At 53.8% G+C, this 18,993-nt stretch carries 8 protein-coding genes, 1 tRNA gene and 3 rRNA genes; 9 read left to right on the top strand and 3 right to left on the bottom strand.

Annotated features, from left to right (window positions below; genetic code table 11):
• Positions 1-6: 6 nt before the first annotated feature.
• On the bottom strand, positions 7-1,596 hold the full coding sequence (gene purH / locus E1B03_RS02465) for a bifunctional phosphoribosylaminoimidazolecarboxamide formyltransferase/IMP cyclohydrolase (protein WP_103772106.1): 1,590 nt from the start codon (positions 1,594-1,596) through the stop codon (positions 7-9).
• A gap of 621 nt (positions 1,597-2,217) precedes the next feature.
• On the opposite strand from purH, the gene E1B03_RS02475 reads away from it, so the two are divergent.
• The 4 genes from E1B03_RS02475 (at position 2,218) to rrf (ending at position 7,260) form a co-directional block, all read left to right on the top strand.
• Positions 2,218-3,757 (top strand): 16S ribosomal RNA (locus E1B03_RS02475).
• A gap of 85 nt (positions 3,758-3,842) precedes the next feature.
• Positions 3,843-3,918: transfer RNA gene (locus tag E1B03_RS02480), tRNA-Glu, on the top strand.
• A 222-nt stretch (positions 3,919-4,140) separates the two neighbouring features.
• Positions 4,141-7,047 (top strand): 23S ribosomal RNA (locus E1B03_RS02485).
• A gap of 97 nt (positions 7,048-7,144) precedes the next feature.
• A 5S ribosomal RNA gene (gene rrf, locus E1B03_RS02490) occupies positions 7,145-7,260 on the top strand.
• The 16S, 23S and 5S rRNA genes sit together here with 1 tRNA gene alongside, the layout of an rRNA operon.
• 223 nt (positions 7,261-7,483) lie before the next feature.
• Here the strand turns inward: rrf and E1B03_RS02495 are convergent.
• Complete coding sequence (locus E1B03_RS02495; protein ID WP_103771810.1) at positions 7,484-7,921, bottom strand: acetyltransferase; 438 nt, start codon at positions 7,919-7,921, stop codon at positions 7,484-7,486.
• Positions 7,922-8,078: 157 nt separating this feature from the next.
• Between E1B03_RS02495 and metA the strand changes: the two genes are divergently transcribed.
• The 4 genes from metA (at position 8,079) to aceK (ending at position 14,098) form a co-directional block, all read left to right on the top strand.
• Entirely contained in the window at positions 8,079-9,008 is a 930-nt protein-coding gene (metA, locus tag E1B03_RS02500; RefSeq protein ID WP_103771811.1) for a homoserine O-acetyltransferase MetA, read from the top strand.
• 268 nt (positions 9,009-9,276) lie between these two features.
• Positions 9,277-10,878 (top strand): malate synthase A, encoded by a 1,602-nt coding sequence (aceB, locus tag E1B03_RS02505; RefSeq protein ID WP_103771812.1) that lies wholly within the window; start codon positions 9,277-9,279, stop codon positions 10,876-10,878.
• A gap of 31 nt (positions 10,879-10,909) precedes the next feature.
• Positions 10,910-12,214, top strand: coding sequence for an isocitrate lyase (gene aceA / locus E1B03_RS02510; protein WP_103771813.1), 1,305 nt, complete (start codon positions 10,910-10,912; stop codon positions 12,212-12,214).
• A 102-nt stretch (positions 12,215-12,316) separates the two neighbouring features.
• Positions 12,317-14,098 carry a bifunctional isocitrate dehydrogenase kinase/phosphatase gene (aceK, locus tag E1B03_RS02515; RefSeq protein WP_133085636.1) on the top strand — a complete coding sequence of 594 codons (1,782 nt, stop codon included), beginning with the start codon at positions 12,317-12,319 and terminating at the stop codon, positions 14,096-14,098.
• Between the two features lie 49 nt (positions 14,099-14,147).
• Here aceK and iclR read toward each other — a convergent pair whose 3' ends face one another.
• On the bottom strand, positions 14,148-14,972 hold the full coding sequence (gene iclR / locus E1B03_RS02520) for a glyoxylate bypass operon transcriptional repressor IclR (RefSeq protein WP_103771815.1): 825 nt from the start codon (positions 14,970-14,972) through the stop codon (positions 14,148-14,150).
• Positions 14,973-15,167: 195 nt separating this feature from the next.
• Here iclR and metH point away from each other — a divergent pair, with 195 nt between their 5' ends.
• Positions 15,168-18,851, top strand: coding sequence for a methionine synthase (gene metH / locus E1B03_RS02525; RefSeq protein WP_103771816.1), 3,684 nt, complete (start codon positions 15,168-15,170; stop codon positions 18,849-18,851).
• Positions 18,852-18,993 lie beyond the last annotated feature (142 nt).

Consider the following 18,993-nt stretch of genomic DNA (forward strand, 5'->3'; position numbering starts at 1 on the left):
CGTGGATTAATGGCGGAAGTGGCGCATGTCGGTAAAGATCATCGCGATACCGTGTTCATCGGCAGCGGCAATGACTTCGTCATCACGGATAGAACCACCAGGCTGGATAACGCAGCTCACGCCAACGGCGGCGGCAGCATCAATACCATCGCGGAACGGGAAGAACGCGTCGGAAGCCATCGCGGAGCCTTTCACTTCCAGACCCTCATCACCGGCTTTAATCCCGGCGATTTTCGCAGAGTACACGCGGCTCATCTGGCCTGCGCCTATGCCGATGGTCATGTTCTCTTTGGCATAAACAATGGCGTTGGACTTCACGAACTTGGCTACTTTCCAGCAGAACAGCGCATCGCGCAGCTCTTGTTCGGTCGGCTGACGTTTGGACACTACGCGCAGTTCGCCTTCGGTCACCATACCCAGGTCACGGTCCTGAACCAGCAGGCCGCCGTTCACGCGTTTAAAGTCGAGACCCGGTACGCGCTGTGCCCACTGGCCGCAGGTCAGAACGCGAACGTTCTGCTTAGCAGCGGTGATCTTCAGTGCTTCTTCGGTCGCAGATGGGGCGATAATTACTTCCACGAACTGGCGGGAGATGATGGCCTGCGCGGTTTCGGCATCCAGCTCGCGGTTAAAGGCGATGATGCCGCCGAACGCGGAGGTTGGGTCGGTTTTATAAGCACGATCGTAAGCGTCAAGAATAGAGGTGCTTACCGCGACGCCGCATGGGTTAGCGTGCTTGACGATCACACAGGCTGGCTCGTTGAACTCTTTCACGCACTCCAGCGCCGCATCGGTATCAGCGATGTTGTTGTAGGAAAGCGCTTTGCCCTGCACCTGCTGCGCGGTGGCAACGGACGCTTCTTTAACATTCTCTTCTATATAGAAGGCAGCCTGCTGGTGGCTGTTCTCACCGTAGCGCATATCCTGCTTCTTAATGAAATTCAGGTTCAGCGTACGCGGGAAACGGCCAGCGGCCTCTTTGCTTTCGCCGTGATAAGCTGGAACCATGCTGCCGAAGTAGTTGGCAATCATGCTGTCGTAGGCGGCGGTGTGTTCGAAGGCTTTAATCGCCAAATCGAAACGAGTGTCGAGGGTCAGAGAGCCTTCGTTAGCATCCATCTCTTTAATAATGGCGTCGTAGTCGCTGCTCTTCACCACGATAGCCACATCTTTATGGTTCTTCGCGGCGGAGCGAACCATGGTTGGGCCACCGATATCGATGTTCTCTACTGCATCTTCCAGCGAGCAGCCAACGCGTGCCACGGTCTCGGCGAACGGGTACAGGTTAACGACCACCATATCGATAGGCGCGATACCGTGTTGTTCCATAATTCCGTCGTCCTGACCGCGACGACCAAGAATACCGCCGTGGACTTTGGGATGCAGGGTCTTCACGCGTCCATCCATCATTTCCGGGAAGCCGGTGTAATCGGAAACTTCGGTCACTGGCAGACCTTTCTCCGCTAGCAGGCGTGCGGTGCCGCCTGTAGACAGCAGCTCCACACCGCGTGCGGAAAGTGCCTGAGCGAATTCGATGATACCGGCCTTGTCAGAAACACTGAGCAGAGCGCGGCGGACTGGACGACGTTGTTGCATGGTAAATCCCCTGGATTTGACTATTACAGAGAGCGTTAGGTGAATTCTTGGCTAAAAACTCAGCTAACGCCCCTTACGGGGCATCCTTGTTGTGCGGGGGCATTGTAACGAAAACGTTTGCGCAACGCTCGCGAATTTTTAATTTTCGATTTTGCCCCCTTCTTTTTCTATTGAAGGATGCGCGTATAAAGAAAGGATCGCAGAAACGATCGTGTGGTTTGTGGATAACTCTGTGTGTAAAAGGGTATAAGGCAGGGTTTTGCTGTGGAATGCAGCAGTCAGTCATTTTTCTGTCATTTAAGGGTTGCGGGCCACAGGAAACTCCCTATAATGCGCCTCCATCGACACGGCGGATGTGAATCACTTCACACAAACAGCCGGTCCGGTTGAAGAGAAAAACCTGAAAATGAGGGTTGACTCTGAAAGAGGAAAGCGTAATATACGCCACCTCGCGACAGAGCGCTAAAGCGCGTCGCAACTGCTCTTTAACAATTTATCAGACAATCTGTGTGGGCACTCGAAGATACGGATTCTTAACGTCGCAAGACGAAAAATGAATACCAAGTCTCTGAGTGAACATACGTAATTCATTACGAAGTTTAATTCACGAGCATCAAACTTAAATTGAAGAGTTTGATCATGGCTCAGATTGAACGCTGGCGGCAGGCCTAACACATGCAAGTCGAACGGTAGCACAGAGAGCTTGCTCTCGGGTGACGAGTGGCGGACGGGTGAGTAATGTCTGGGAAACTGCCCGATGGAGGGGGATAACTACTGGAAACGGTAGCTAATACCGCATAACGTCGCAAGACCAAAGAGGGGGACTTTCGGGCCTCTTGCCATCGGATGTGCCCAGATGGGATTAGCTAGTAGGTGGGGTAACGGCTCACCTAGGCGACGATCCCTAGCTGGTCTGAGAGGATGACCAGCCACACTGGAACTGAGACACGGTCCAGACTCCTACGGGAGGCAGCAGTGGGGAATATTGCACAATGGGCGCAAGCCTGATGCAGCCATGCCGCGTGTATGAAGAAGGCCTTCGGGTTGTAAAGTACTTTCAGCGAGGAGGAAGGCATTAAGGTTAATAACCTTGGTGATTGACGTTACTCGCAGAAGAAGCACCGGCTAACTCCGTGCCAGCAGCCGCGGTAATACGGAGGGTGCAAGCGTTAATCGGAATTACTGGGCGTAAAGCGCACGCAGGCGGTCTGTCAAGTCGGATGTGAAATCCCCGGGCTCAACCTGGGAACTGCATCCGAAACTGGCAGGCTAGAGTCTTGTAGAGGGGGGTAGAATTCCAGGTGTAGCGGTGAAATGCGTAGAGATCTGGAGGAATACCGGTGGCGAAGGCGGCCCCCTGGACAAAGACTGACGCTCAGGTGCGAAAGCGTGGGGAGCAAACAGGATTAGATACCCTGGTAGTCCACGCCGTAAACGATGTCGACTTGGAGGTTGTGCCCTTGAGGCGTGGCTTCCGGAGCTAACGCGTTAAGTCGACCGCCTGGGGAGTACGGCCGCAAGGTTAAAACTCAAATGAATTGACGGGGGCCCGCACAAGCGGTGGAGCATGTGGTTTAATTCGATGCAACGCGAAGAACCTTACCTACTCTTGACATCCAGAGAACTTAGCAGAGATGCTTTGGTGCCTTCGGGAACTCTGAGACAGGTGCTGCATGGCTGTCGTCAGCTCGTGTTGTGAAATGTTGGGTTAAGTCCCGCAACGAGCGCAACCCTTATCCTTTGTTGCCAGCGATTCGGTCGGGAACTCAAAGGAGACTGCCAGTGATAAACTGGAGGAAGGTGGGGATGACGTCAAGTCATCATGGCCCTTACGAGTAGGGCTACACACGTGCTACAATGGCATATACAAAGAGAAGCGACCTCGCGAGAGCAAGCGGACCTCATAAAGTATGTCGTAGTCCGGATTGGAGTCTGCAACTCGACTCCATGAAGTCGGAATCGCTAGTAATCGTGGATCAGAATGCCACGGTGAATACGTTCCCGGGCCTTGTACACACCGCCCGTCACACCATGGGAGTGGGTTGCAAAAGAAGTAGGTAGCTTAACCTTCGGGAGGGCGCTTACCACTTTGTGATTCATGACTGGGGTGAAGTCGTAACAAGGTAACCGTAGGGGAACCTGCGGTTGGATCACCTCCTTACCTTAAAGAACCTGCCTTTGAAGTGCTCACACAGATTGTCTGATGAAAAGTAAATAGCAAGGCGTCTTGCGATTGAGACTTCAGTGTCCCCTTCGTCTAGAGGCCCAGGACACCGCCCTTTCACGGCGGTAACAGGGGTTCGAATCCCCTAGGGGACGCCACTTGCTGGTATGTGTGAGTGAAAGTCGCCGACCTTAATATCTCAAAACTTACCTTCGGGTGACGTTTGAGATATTTGCTCTTTAAAAATCTGGATCAAGCTGAAAATTGAAACGACACACTGTTTCATTTCTCCGTAAACAAGAAATGAAAAATGGTGTGTTCGAGTCTCTCAAATTTTTGCAAGTCGATGATGAATCGAAAGAAACATCTTCGGGTTGTGAGGTTAAGCGACTAAGCGTACACGGTGGATGCCCTGGCAGTCAGAGGCGATGAAGGACGTGCTAATCTGCGATAAGCGTCGGTAAGGTGATATGAACCGTTATAACCGGCGATTTCCGAATGGGGAAACCCAGTGTGATTCGTCACACTATCATTATGTGAATACATAGCGTAATGAAGCGAACCGGGGGAACTGAAACATCTAAGTACCCCGAGGAAAAGAAATCAACCGAGATTCCCCCAGTAGCGGCGAGCGAACGGGGAGCAGCCCAGAGTCTGAATCAGCATGTGTGTTAGTGGAACGGTCTGGAAAGTCCGACGGTACAGGGTGATAGTCCCGTACACAAAAGTGCATATGTTGTGAACTCGAAGAGTAGGGCGGGACACGTGGTATCCTGTCTGAATATGGGGGGACCATCCTCCAAGGCTAAATACTCCTGACTGACCGATAGTGAACCAGTACCGTGAGGGAAAGGCGAAAAGAACCCCGGCGAGGGGAGTGAAAAAGAACCTGAAACCGTGTACGTACAAGCAGTGGGAGCCTCTTTATGGGGTGACTGCGTACCTTTTGTATAATGGGTCAGCGACTTATATTCTGTAGCAAGGTTAACCGAATAGGGGAGCCGAAGGGAAACCGAGTCTTAACTGGGCGTTAAGTTGCAGGGTATAGACCCGAAACCCGGTGATCTAGCCATGGGCAGGTTGAAGGTTGGGTAACACTAACTGGAGGACCGAACCGACTAATGTTGAAAAATTAGCGGATGACTTGTGGCTGGGGGTGAAAGGCCAATCAAACCGGGAGATAGCTGGTTCTCCCCGAAAGCTATTTAGGTAGCGCCTCGTGAACTCATCTTCGGGGGTAGAGCACTGTTTCGGCTAGGGGGTCATCCCGACTTACCAACCCGATGCAAACTGCGAATACCGAAGAATGTTATCACGGGAGACACACGGCGGGTGCTAACGTCCGTCGTGAAGAGGGAAACAACCCAGACCGCCAGCTAAGGTCCCAAAGTCATGGTTAAGTGGGAAACGATGTGGGAAGGCACAGACAGCCAGGATGTTGGCTTAGAAGCAGCCATCATTTAAAGAAAGCGTAATAGCTCACTGGTCGAGTCGGCCTGCGCGGAAGATGTAACGGGGCTAAACCATGCACCGAAGCTGCGGCAGCGACACTATGTGTTGTTGGGTAGGGGAGCGTTCTGTAAGCCGTTGAAGGTGGCCTGTGAGGGTTGCTGGAGGTATCAGAAGTGCGAATGCTGACATAAGTAACGATAATGCGGGTGAAAAACCCGCACGCCGGAAGACCAAGGGTTCCTGTCCAACGTTAATCGGGGCAGGGTGAGTCGACCCCTAAGGCGAGGCCGAAAGGCGTAGTCGATGGGAAACAGGTTAATATTCCTGTACTTGGTGTTACTGCGAAGGGGGGACGGAGAAGGCTATGTTAGCCGGGCGACGGTTGTCCCGGTTTAAGCATGTAGGCGGAGGTTCCAGGTAAATCCGGTACCTTATTAACGCTGAGGTGTGATGACGAGGCACTACGGTGCTGAAGTAACAAATGCCCTGCTTCCAGGAAAAGCCTCTAAGCATCAGGTAACACAAAATCGTACCCCAAACCGACACAGGTGGTCAGGTAGAGAATACCAAGGCGCTTGAGAGAACTCGGGTGAAGGAACTAGGCAAAATGGTGCCGTAACTTCGGGAGAAGGCACGCTGATATGTAGGTGAAGTGATTTACTCATGGAGCTGAAATCAGTCGAAGATACCAGCTGGCTGCAACTGTTTATTAAAAACACAGCACTGTGCAAACACGAAAGTGGACGTATACGGTGTGACGCCTGCCCGGTGCCGGAAGGTTAATTGATGGGGTTATCCGTAAGGAGAAGCTCTTGATCGAAGCCCCGGTAAACGGCGGCCGTAACTATAACGGTCCTAAGGTAGCGAAATTCCTTGTCGGGTAAGTTCCGACCTGCACGAATGGCGTAATGATGGCCAGGCTGTCTCCACCCGAGACTCAGTGAAATTGAACTCGCTGTGAAGATGCAGTGTACCCGCGGCAAGACGGAAAGACCCCGTGAACCTTTACTATAGCTTGACACTGAACACTGGTCCTTGATGTGTAGGATAGGTGGGAGGCTTTGAAGCGTGGACGCCAGTCTGCGTGGAGCCAACCTTGAAATACCACCCTTTAATGGCTGGTGTTCTAACGTAGACCCGTAATCCGGGTTGCGGACAGTGTCTGGTGGGTAGTTTGACTGGGGCGGTCTCCTCCTAAAGAGTAACGGAGGAGCACGAAGGTTAGCTAATCCTGGTCGGACATCAGGAGGTTAGTGCAAAGGCATAAGCTAGCTTGACTGCGAGAGTGACGGCTCGAGCAGGTGCGAAAGCAGGTCTTAGTGATCCGGTGGTTCTGAATGGAAGGGCCATCGCTCAACGGATAAAAGGTACTCCGGGGATAACAGGCTGATACCGCCCAAGAGTTCATATCGACGGCGGTGTTTGGCACCTCGATGTCGGCTCATCACATCCTGGGGCTGAAGTAGGTCCCAAGGGTATGGCTGTTCGCCATTTAAAGTGGTACGCGAGCTGGGTTTAGAACGTCGTGAGACAGTTCGGTCCCTATCTGCCGTGGGCGCTGGAGAATTGAGGGGGGCTGCTCCTAGTACGAGAGGACCGGAGTGGACGCATCACTGGTGTTCGGGTTGTCATGCCAATGGCATTGCCCGGTAGCTAAATGCGGAAGAGATAAGTGCTGAAAGCATCTAAGCACGAAACTTGCCCCGAGATGAGTTCTCCCTGAGACTTTAAGTCTCCTGAAGGAACGTTGAAGACGACGACGTTGATAGGTCGGGTGTGTAAGTGTAGCGATACATTGAGCTAACCGATACTAATGAACCGTGAGGCTTAACCTTACAACGCCGAAGATGTTTTGGCGAAAGAGATACGATATTCAGCTTGATTACAGATTAAATCGACAGACCAAAAAGGTGTGTTGATAAACAGAATTTGCCTGGCGGCTGTAGCGCGGTGGTCCCACCTGACCCCATGCCGAACTCAGAAGTGAAACGCCGTAGCGCCGATGGTAGTGTGGGGTCTCCCCATGCGAGAGTAGGGAACTGCCAGGCATCAAATAAAAGCGAAAGGCTCAGTCGAAAGACTGGGCCTTTTGTTTTAAATTAGTGAAGAAGCCCATCCTGCCGGATGGGCTTTTTTGCGTCTGTGCGGGGTGAACACTGCCGGAAGCGGCGTGCGGCCTTATCCGGCCAACAACGGCACCACCAGGTAGGCCTGATAAGCGCAGCGCATCAGGCACATCGCGGCTTATCCGGCCTACAACAGTCTACATCATTACCCGAGCACCAGTTTCAGTAGCGGATACGGTCGTCCGAGATCGTCCACCTCTGTACGTCCCGTCACTTTAAAGCCCATCTTCTTATAAAACCCCACCGCTTGATCATTTTGTTCGTTAACGTCAGTTGTCAGTGTCGATGTTAACGATAAAGCATGTTCGATCAGCAGCTTACCAACGCCACTACCACGCACATCTGGATCGACAAACAATGCATCTATGTGCTTGTCGGTCAGCAGCATAAAGGCGACTGGCTCATCCTTTTCCGTTACCGCAACCCAGAGCGGAGCTTCTGGCAAAAATGAACGTACCAGCTCCTCCAGCTCAATCCGATAATCAGCAGAGAGGAAATGGTGCGTGGCATCCACCGAGCGACACCAAATAGAAACTAACTTATCTCCTTCGTCCTGACGCGAACGACGAATGGTAAGGGTCATAGCATTCTCCTTTTTTCTTTACTGCACTATTCTACAGCAAGGAGCCGTGAAACTTTCTCAACTTGAGGATGCAGGCTCGACATTCGCACGATTCCTGGGTATCTTCAGCTATCTGGATGTCTAAACGTTTAAACGTATGTTGTGAGGTTATCAGGTTATGCCAATTCGCGTGCAGGACGAGCTACCCGCCGTCAATTTCTTGCGTGAGGAAAACGTCTTTGTGATGACGACATCCCGCGCTTCCGGTCAGGAAATTCGTCCACTGAAGGTGCTCATCCTCAACCTGATGCCCAAGAAGATTGAAACGGAAAACCAGTTCTTGCGTTTACTCTCTAACTCACCGCTACAGGTAGATGTTCAGCTATTGCGCATCGATGCCCGCGAGTCACGCAACACCCCAACGGAGCATCTGAATAATTTCTACTGTAATTTCGAGGATATCTGCGATCAGAACTTTGACGGATTGATCGTGACCGGCGCACCGTTGGGCCTGGTTGAATTTAATGATGTGGCTTACTGGCCACAGATTAAGCAAGTGCTTGAATGGGCGAAAGATCATGTTACCTCGACGCTATTTGTCTGCTGGGCGGTGCAAGCCGCGTTGAATATCCTGTACGGAATTCCCAAGCAAACCCGCACGGACAAACTCTCCGGCGTCTATGAGCACCATATTCTGCACCCTCATGCACTGCTGACGCGTGGATTCGATGATGCGTTCCTGGCCCCGCATTCACGCTATGCTGATTTCCCAGCCGCGCTTATCCGCGACTATACCGATCTCGAGATTTTTGCCGAAACGGAAGAGGGCGATGCCTACCTGTTCGCCAGTAAAGATAAACGCATTGCCTTTGTGACGGGTCATCCAGAGTATGACGCGCACACGCTTGGTAGCGAATATTTTCGTGACGTCGAAGCGGGCTTAACGCCGGAAGTACCCTATAACTATTTCCCGAAAGATGATCCGCAAAACAAACCACGGGCAACCTGGCGTAGCCACGGCAATTTGTTGTTTACCAACTGGCTTAACTATTACGTCTACCAGATCACGCCATATGATCTGCGTCACATGAATCCAACGCTGGATTAATCTTCTGTAGCAGACGATCCTTAAGCGTTTCAGCATGTTGAATCAGGCACCTTCGGGTGCCTTTTTTATTTCCGAAATGCAGCTCATCGTGTAATTAAATTTAATTCACATTGTTATCAATAGGTTAATTGATAATTAAATTAAAAATGGAAATTGTTTTTGATTTTGAAATTTAAATGAGTAGTCTTAGTTGTGCTGAACGAAAACCGCACAACGATCCTTCGTTCGCATTGGGGATGTGTTTGGATCAATGACGAGGAACTACGCAATGAATCAACAGGCAACGACAACCGATGAACTGGTCTTCACCAAGCCGCGTGGCGAACAGGAACAGCAAATTCTGACCGCTGAAGCGGTGGAGTTTCTGACTGAACTGGTGACAAGATTTACGCCAAAGCGGAATAAACTTCTGGCTGCACGTATCCAGCAGCAGCAGGATATTGATGACGGTAAGTTGCCTGGTTTTATTTCGGAAACGGCTTCCATTCGTGAAGGTGACTGGAAAATTCGCGGAATTCCTGATGACTTACTGGATCGCCGCGTAGAGATTACCGGGCCGGTTGAGCGCAAGATGGTCATCAACGCGCTTAACGCGAACGTCAAAGTCTTTATGGCTGATTTTGAAGATTCGCTGGCTCCTGAGTGGAGCAAAGTTATCGACGGGCAGATCAACCTGCGCGATGCGATCAATGGCACCATTAGCTACACCAATGAAGCGGGTAAAATTTATCAGCTCAAACCTAACCCGGCCCTGTTGGTATGTCGCGTTCGTGGTCTGCACCTGCCGGAAAAACACGTCACCTGGCGTGGCGAATCTATCCCAGGCAGTCTGTTCGACTTTGCCCTCTATTTCTTCCACAACTACAAAACGTTGCTGGCAAAAGGCAGCGGCCCTTATTTCTATCTGCCCAAAACGCAGGCCTGGCAAGAAGCGGCATGGTGGAGCGAAGTGTTCAGCTATGCAGAGGACCGTTTTAACCTGCCGCGTGGCACCATTAAAGCGACCTTGTTGATTGAAACGCTGCCGGCCGTTTTCCAGATGGACGAAATCCTGCACGCACTGCGCGACCACATTGTTGGCCTGAACTGTGGCCGCTGGGACTACATTTTCAGCTATATCAAAACGCTGAAGAACCATCCGGATCGCGTGCTGCCGGACCGTCAGGTGGTGACGATGGATAAGCCATTCCTGAGCGCCTACTCACGTCTGCTGATTAAAACCTGTCATAAACGCGGCGCGTTCGCGATGGGCGGTATGGCGGCGTTCATTCCCAGCAAAGATGCGGAACGTAACAACCAGGTTCTGACCAAGGTAAAAGCGGACAAAGCGCTGGAAGCGAATAACGGTCATGACGGCACATGGATTGCCCATCCTGGACTGGCAGATACCGCTATGGCGGTGTTCAACGACGTACTCGGTGAAAACAAAAATCAGCTGTTCGTAACCCGTGAAGATGATGCGCCGATTACCGCGGAACAACTGCTGGCACCTTGTGAAGGTGAGCGTACTGAAGAAGGTATGCGCGCCAACATCCGTGTCGCGGTGCAGTACATCGAAGCGTGGATCTCCGGTAACGGCTGCGTACCGATTTACGGTCTGATGGAAGATGCAGCCACCGCCGAAATCTCCCGTACCTCCATCTGGCAGTGGATCCATCACCAGAAGACGCTCAGCAACGGCAAGCCGGTTACCAAGCCGCTGTTCCGTCAGATGCTGGCCGAAGAGATGCTGGTGATTCAGGACGAGCTGGGCGAGCACCGCTACAGCAGCGGGCGTTTTGACGATGCCGCACGCCTGATGGAGCAAATCACTACCTCTGATGAACTGATCGATTTCTTGACCCTGCCAGGCTACCGCCTGCTGGCGTAATCCACCACATAACAATATGGAGCATCTGCATATGAAAAACCGTACTCAACAAATCGAAGAATTACAGAAAGAATGGACTCAACCGCGCTGGGAAGGCATCACCCGTCCATATAGCGCGGAGGAAGTGGTGAAATTACGTGGCTCGGTTAACCCGGAATGCACGCTGGCTCAGCTTGGCGCGGCAAAAATGTGGCGTCTGCTGCACGGCGAATCGAAGAAAGGTTATATCAACAGCCTCGGCGCGCTGACCGGCGGTCAGGCGCTGCAGCAGGCGAAAGCCGGTATTGAAGCGGTCTACCTTTCAGGCTGGCAGGTGGCGGCAGATGCCAACCTGGCATCCAGCATGTACCCGGACCAGTCGCTGTATCCGGCGAACTCTGTCCCGGCGGTGGTGGACAGGATCAACAACACATTCCGTCGTGCCGATCAGATCCAGTGGTCAACCGGTATTGAGCCGAACGATCCGCGCTATGTAGATTATTTCCTGCCGATCGTTGCCGATGCCGAAGCGGGCTTTGGCGGGGTGCTGAACGCGTTTGAACTGATGAAATCGATGATTGAGGCCGGTGCAGCGGCCGTTCACTTCGAAGATCAGCTCGCATCGGTGAAAAAATGTGGTCACATGGGCGGCAAAGTGCTGGTGCCAACCCAGGAAGCTATCCAGAAATTGGTGGCAGCCCGTCTGGCTGCCGACGTGATGGGCGTCCCGACGTTGGTGATTGCGCGTACCGATGCTGACGCAGCCGATCTGATTACGTCTGATTGCGACCCATACGACAGCGCGTTCATCACCGGCGAACGTACCAGCGAAGGCTTCTACCGCACGCATGCGGGCATTGAGCAGGCGATCAGTCGTGGCCTGGCGTACGCACCGTATGCGGATCTGGTGTGGTGTGAAACCTCCACGCCGGACCTCGAACTGGCGAAGCGTTTTGCCGATGCGATTCACGCGAAATTCCCAGGCAAGCTGCTGGCCTACAACTGCTCGCCGTCGTTTAACTGGCAGAAAAACCTGGATGACAAAACCATTGCCAGCTTCCAGCAGCAGCTGTCGGATATGGGGTACAAATACCAGTTCATTACCCTGGCGGGTATCCACAGCATGTGGTTCAACATGTTCGACCTCGCGCACTCCTATGCGCAGGGTGAAGGCATGCGTCACTATGTTGAGAAGGTCCAGCAGCCAGAATTTGCGGCGGCTAAAGACGGTTACACCTTCGTATCTCATCAGCAGGAAGTGGGGACAGGCTACTTCGATAAAGTCACCACCATCATTCAGGGCGGTGCTTCTTCGGTGACCGCGCTTACCGGCTCGACCGAAGAATCGCAGTTTTGATGAATGCCCGGTGGCGCTGCGCTTACCGGGCCTACGAATCGATGTAGGCCGGATAAGCGAACGCGCCATCCGGCATGATGTTGTGCCGGATGGGAGAAATCGATGACGCGTGGCCTGGAATTACTGATTGCTCAGACTATCTTGCAAGGTTTTGACGCCCAGTACGGGCGTTTTCTGGAAGTCACCTCTGGCGCGCAGCAGCGTTTTGAACATGCCGACTGGCATGCGGTTCAGCAGGCGATGAAAAGCCGTATTCACCTTTACGATCATCACGTAGGTCTGGTGGTGGAGCAGTTGCGCTGCATTACTGACGGCAAAAGTACCAACGCGGATTTTTTACTTCGCGTGAAAGAGCATTACACCCGGCTTCTGCCGGATTACCCACGCTTCGAGATTGCGGAGAGTTTCTTTAACTCCGTTTACTGCCGGTTATTTGACCACCGCTCGCTGACTCCCGAGCGGCTGTTTATTTTCAGTTCCCAGCCAGAGCGCCGTTTTCGCACGATCCCACGCCCGCTGGCGAAAGACTTTTTTCCCGATACCGGCTGGGAGTGGTTGCTAACGCGCGTCCTCAGCGATCTGCCCCTGCGCCTGCCGTGGCAGAACAAACATCGTGATATCCACTACATCATTGAACACCTGACCGAAACCTTGGGAGCGGATGTACTTCCGGGCTGCCATTTACAGGTGGCGAACGAACTGTTTTATCGCAACAAGGCCGCCTGGCTGGTCGGGAAGCTGATTACCCCTTCCGGGACGCTGCCGTTTTTACTGCCAATCCACCGAACTGACGAAGGCGAATTGTTTGTCGATACCTGTCTGACCACGACAGCAGAGGCGAGTATTGTGTTTGGCTTTGCCCGCTCTTACTTTATGGTTTACGCTCCGCTGCCCGCGGCGTTAGTGGAGTGGCTGCGCGAGATCCTGCCCGGTAAAACCACCGCCGAATTGTATATGGCGATTGGCTGTCAGAAACACGCGAAGACCGAAAGTTACCGCGAGTATCTGCTCTATCTCGCCCATTGCGATGAGCAATTTATCGAAGCGCCGGGGATCCGCGGCATGGTGATGCTGGTGTTTACCCTGCCGGGCTTTGATCGGGTATTCAAAATTATCAAAGACAAATTTGCCCCGCAAAAAGAGATGTCTGCCGCCCACGTCCGCGCCTGTTATCAGCTGGTCAAAGAGCACGATCGTGTTGGACGGATGGCTGATACCCAGGAATTCGAGAACTTTGTGCTGGATAAACGGCAAATCGATCCGGCGCTGATGGCGCTGTTATTGCAGGAAGCCCCGGAAAAAATTACCGATCTTGGCGATCAGATTGTCATTCGCCATCTGTATATCGAACGACGGATGGTGCCGCTGAATATCTGGCTGGAGCAGGTTGAAGGTCAGCAACTGCGCGATGCCATTGAAGAGTACGGCAACGCTATTCGTCAGCTGGCCGCCGCCAATATTTTCCCCGGCGATATGCTGTTTAAGAACTTCGGCGTGACCCGTCACGGGCACGTGGTGTTCTACGATTACGATGAAATTTGCTACATGACGGAGGTGAATTTCCGCCATATCCCACCGCCACGCTACCCGGAAGATGAGATGAGCGCTGAGCCGTGGTACAGCGTATCGCCGGGGGATGTTTTCCCGGAAGAATTTCGTCACTGGCTTTGTGCTGACCCGCGTATCGGGCCGTTATTTGAAGAGATGCATGCCGACCTGTTCAGCGCCGACTACTGGCGGAGTCTGCAAACGCGGATCCGTGAAGGGCACGTGGAAGACGTTTACGCCTACCGTCGTCGGCAGCGGTTCAGCGTGCGTTATGAAACTGACCGTAGACCGGATAAGGCGCTTGCTCCGCCATCCGGCAATGTACGCCGTGCCTGATCGCTGCGCTTATCAGGCCTACCGAAAATGCCCCTTTGGGGCATTTTGCTTAGCGAAAACCGCCGTAAGCCAGCGTCACTTCTTTCGCCGCTTTGATCGCCATGGCACCAAACTCGGTCACGCGATCGTCGGTAATGCGCGAAATCGGCCCTGAAATGGAGATGGCGGCGAACGGCTCGCGGTGCTCGTCATAAATGCACGACGCCACACAGCGCAGGCCCAGCGCATGTTCCTCATCATCAAAGGAATAGCCGCGCTTGCGCGTCTGGGCTAAATCCTCTTTCAGATGCACTGGCGACACCAGTGTGGCGTGTGTATAAGCATGTAGGCCTTTGCGGTGCAGCAGGCCAGTCACTTGTTCTTCGCTCAACTGGGATAAAAACGCCTTACCCGCGCCGGAGGCGTGCATCGGCAGTTTGCCGCCGATAGGCGCGGACATGCGCATCAGTTGGGTGCACTGCACCTGGTCGATAATAATGGCCTGATGGTCGCTTTGATCCAGCACGGCCAGGTTTACCGTCTCACCGGAGTCTTCCATCAGCTTGCGCAGAATCGGATGAACAATCGCCAGCAAATTACGGCTTTGTAAAAAGCTGCTGCCGACGATGAACGCATGTGCGCCCACGGCCCAGTGGCCTAATTCGCCCACCTGACGGACAAAACCCTGCTGCTGCATGGTGGTCAACAAACGGTGAGTTGTGGAGTTTGGCAGGCCGGCCTGCTGCGCCAGCTCGGTTAGCGCCACGCTGCCGTTGGATTCCGCAATCCACTCCAATAGCTTCAGGCCGCGGGTCAGAGACTGAACTTGCCCGGTTGCAGGCGCAGTAGCAGCGGCGGGTTTTCTACCGCGTTTCGCGGGGATTGTGGCAACCATGGCAGACTCCTTTTCTGTATCGTGGAAATCATTTTCGTTTTATTCAATTATAATGCAAGAATTCCTGTACTGATCGGATGAGTGAAGCTGAACATGTCTCATGTTGGTCGTTGCTCTCTTTTCCGCCTCTCAGGTTTGTGCCAGTATGGCCTGTTGAGTTTTTTTCGGTCTGGTTGAGCGTTGTCGGGAGCGAGTGTGAGCAGCAAAGTAGAACAATTACGTCAGCAGTTAAATGAACGTATTCTGGTGCTGGACGGCGGTATGGGCACCATGATCCAAGGATATCGCCTGAGCGAAGAGGATTTCCGCGGCGAACGCTTTGCCGACTGGCCGTGCGATCTGAAAGGCAACAACGACCTGTTGGTGCTCAGCAAACCGGAGGTGATCGCCGCCATTCATAACGCCTACTTTGAGGCGGGCGCGGATATCATCGAAACCAACACCTTTAACTCCACGACTATCGCCATGGCGGATTACCAGATGGAATCCCTGTCGGCGGAAATCAACTTTACGGCGGCCAAGCTGGCGCGTGCGGCGGCAGACGAATGGACGGCGCGCACGCCGGAAAAACCGCGCTACGTCGCGGGCGTGCTCGGCCCAACCAACCGTACGGCGTCTATCTCTCCTGACGTTAACGATCCGGCTTACCGCAACATTACCTTTGATCAGCTGGTGGCCGCCTACCGTGAATCCACCAAAGCGCTGGTGGAAGGCGGCAGTGATCTTATTCTGATTGAAACCGTCTTCGATACCCTGAATGCTAAAGCCGCTATTTTCGCGGTTAAAACCGAATTCGAAGCGCTGGGCGTTGAGCTACCGATTATGCTCTCCGGCACCATCACCGATGCTTCCGGGCGTACGCTCTCTGGGCAGACTACCGAAGCGTTCTACAACTCCCTGCGCCACGCCGATGCGCTGACCTTCGGTCTGAACTGTGCCTTAGGTCCGGACGAGCTGCGCCAGTACGTGCAGGAGCTGTCGCGCATTGCCGAATGCTACGTCACCGCGCACCCGAACGCCGGGCTGCCGAACGCCTTCGGTGAGTACGATCTCGATGCCGACACCATGGCGGCGCAGATTCGCGAGTGGGCTGAGGCCGGTTTCCTGAATATCGTCGGCGGCTGCTGCGGCACCACTCCGGAACACATCGCCGCCATGAGCCGCGCGGTGGATGGCTTGCCGCCGCGCCGCTTGCCGGAAATCCCGGTTGCCTGCCGCCTGTCCGGCCTTGAGCCGCTGAATATTGGCGACGACAGCCTGTTTGTGAACGTCGGCGAGCGTACCAACGTCACCGGTTCGGCGAAATTTAAGCGCCTGATCAAAGAAGAGAAATACAGCGAAGCGCTGGATGTCGCCCGCCAGCAGGTGGAAAGCGGCGCGCAGATTATTGATATCAACATGGATGAAGGGATGCTCGACGCCGAAGCGGCAATGGTGCGTTTCCTCAACCTGATCGCCGGTGAGCCGGATATCGCCCGCGTACCGATTATGATCGACTCCTCGAAATGGGAGGTTATCGAAAAAGGGCTGAAGTGCATTCAGGGTAAAGGCATCGTTAACTCCATCTCGATGAAAGAGGGTGTTGAGATCTTTATCCATCACGCGAAGCTGCTGCGCCGCTACGGTGCCGCCGTGGTGGTGATGGCTTTTGACGAGCAGGGGCAGGCCGACACTCGCGCGCGTAAAATCGAGATTTGCCGTCGCGCCTACAAGATTCTAACTGAAGAGGTGGGCTTCCCGCCGGAAGACATCATCTTCGATCCGAACATCTTTGCCGTCGCAACCGGTATTGATGAACACAACAACTACGCACAGGACTTTATCGGCGCCTGTGAAGACATCAAACGCGAACTGCCGCATGCGCTGATCTCCGGCGGCGTCTCTAACGTTTCATTCTCATTCCGTGGTAACGACCCGGTACGTGAAGCCATTCACGCGGTATTCCTCTACTACGCCATTCGCAACGGCATGGACATGGGGATCGTCAACGCCGGACAGCTGGCAATTTACGACGACCTGCCCGCCGAGCTGCGAGATGCGGTTGAAGATGTGATCCTTAACCGCCGTGACGATGGCACTGAACGACTGCTGGAGCTGGCTGAGAAATATCGCGGCAGTAAAACCGACGACACGGCGAATGCCCAGATGGCAGAGTGGCGCACCTGGGACGTGAAAAAGCGCCTCGAATACTCGCTGGTGAAAGGTATTACCGAGTTTATTGAGCTGGATACCGAAGAGGCGCGCCAGCAGGCTACGCGCCCGATCGAGGTTATTGAAGGACCGCTGATGGACGGCATGAACGTGGTCGGCGACCTGTTCGGTGAGGGCAAAATGTTCCTGCCGCAGGTGGTGAAATCCGCCCGCGTGATGAAGCAGGCGGTGGCGTACCTCGAACCCTACATTGAGGCCAGCAAAGAGAAAGGCTCCAGCAATGGCAAGATGGTCATCGCGACCGTGAAGGGCGATGTGCACGATATCGGCAAAAACATCGTCGGCGTGGTGCTGCAATGCAACAACTACGAAATCGTCGATCTTGGCGTGATGGTGCCCGCGGAGAAAATCCTCAGAACGGCGCGTGAAGTGAATGCCGACTTGATCGGTCTTTCCGGGCTGATTACCCCGTCGCTGGACGAAATGGTCAACGTGGCGAAAGAGATGGAGCGTCAGGGCTTCACTATTCCACTGCTGATTGGCGGCGCGACCACCTCAAAAGCGCACACCGCGGTGAAAATTGAGCAGAACTACAGCGGTCCGACGGTTTACGTGCAGAACGCCTCGCGTACCGTTGGCGTCGTGGCTGCGCTGCTCTCTGACACCCAGCGTGATGACTTTGTCGCCCGTACGCGTAAAGAGTATGAAACCGTACGTATCCAGCATGCGCGCAAGAAACCGCGTACCCCGCCGGTGACGCTGGCCGCCGCGCGTGAAAACGATCTGGCCTTCGACTGGGAAAACTACACGCCGCCGGTGGCGCACCGACTGGGCGTGCAGGAAGTTGAAGCCAGCATCGAAACGCTGCGCAACTACATTGACTGGACGCCGTTCTTTATGACCTGGTCGCTGGCCGGGAAATATCCACGCATTCTTGAAGATGAGGTGGTAGGAGAAGAGGCGAAGCGCCTGTTCAAAGACGCCAACGACATGCTGGATAAACTCAGCGCTGAGAAGACCCTGAACCCGCGCGGCGTGGTGGGTTTATTCCCGGCCAACCGCGTGGGTGATGACATCGAGATTTACCGTGACGAGACGCGTACGCACGTCATCAACGTGAGTCATCACCTGCGCCAGCAGACGGAAAAAGTCGGTTTCGCCAACTACTGCCTGTCTGACTTTGTTGCGCCGAAACTGAGCGGCAAAGCGGATTACATCGGTGCCTTTGCGGTTACCGGCGGTCTGGAGGAAGATGCGCTGGCGGACGCCTTCGAAGCCCAGCACGACGACTACAACAAGATTATGGTGAAAGCGATAGCCGATCGTCTGGCGGAAGCGTTCGCGGAATATCTGCACGAGCGCGTGCGTAAAGTTTACTGGGGCTATGCGGCGAATGAGAATCTCAGTAACGAGGAGCTGATCCGCGAAAACTACCAAGGAATCCGCCCAGCGCCGGGCTATCCGGCGTGCCCGGAACACACTGAAAAGGCCACCATCTGGGAGCTGCTGGACGTAGAGGCGCACACCGGGATGAAGCTCACCGAATCCTTCGCCATGTGGCCAGGCGCGTCGGTCTCTGGCTGGTATTTCAGTCATCCGGACAGCAAGTACTACGCCGTGGCGCAAATCCAGCGCGATCAGGTTGAAGATTATGCCTTACGTAAAGGCATGAGCGTGGCGGAAGTCGAACGTTGGTTAGCGCCAAACCTCGGCTACGACGCTGACTAATTCACAAAACTGTCATCTTTATTTACAACAAACAGGGCACTCAATGAGTGCCCTGTCTCTTTATTACGTTTAAACCCTTATACTGAAAGAACGTTCATCGGTAGTGCTTGCCGGATGGCACATTTTTGTAGGCCTGATAAGC

This window comes from Citrobacter arsenatis (genome assembly GCF_004353845.1).
Lineage (GTDB): Bacteria > Pseudomonadota > Gammaproteobacteria > Enterobacterales > Enterobacteriaceae > Citrobacter > Citrobacter arsenatis.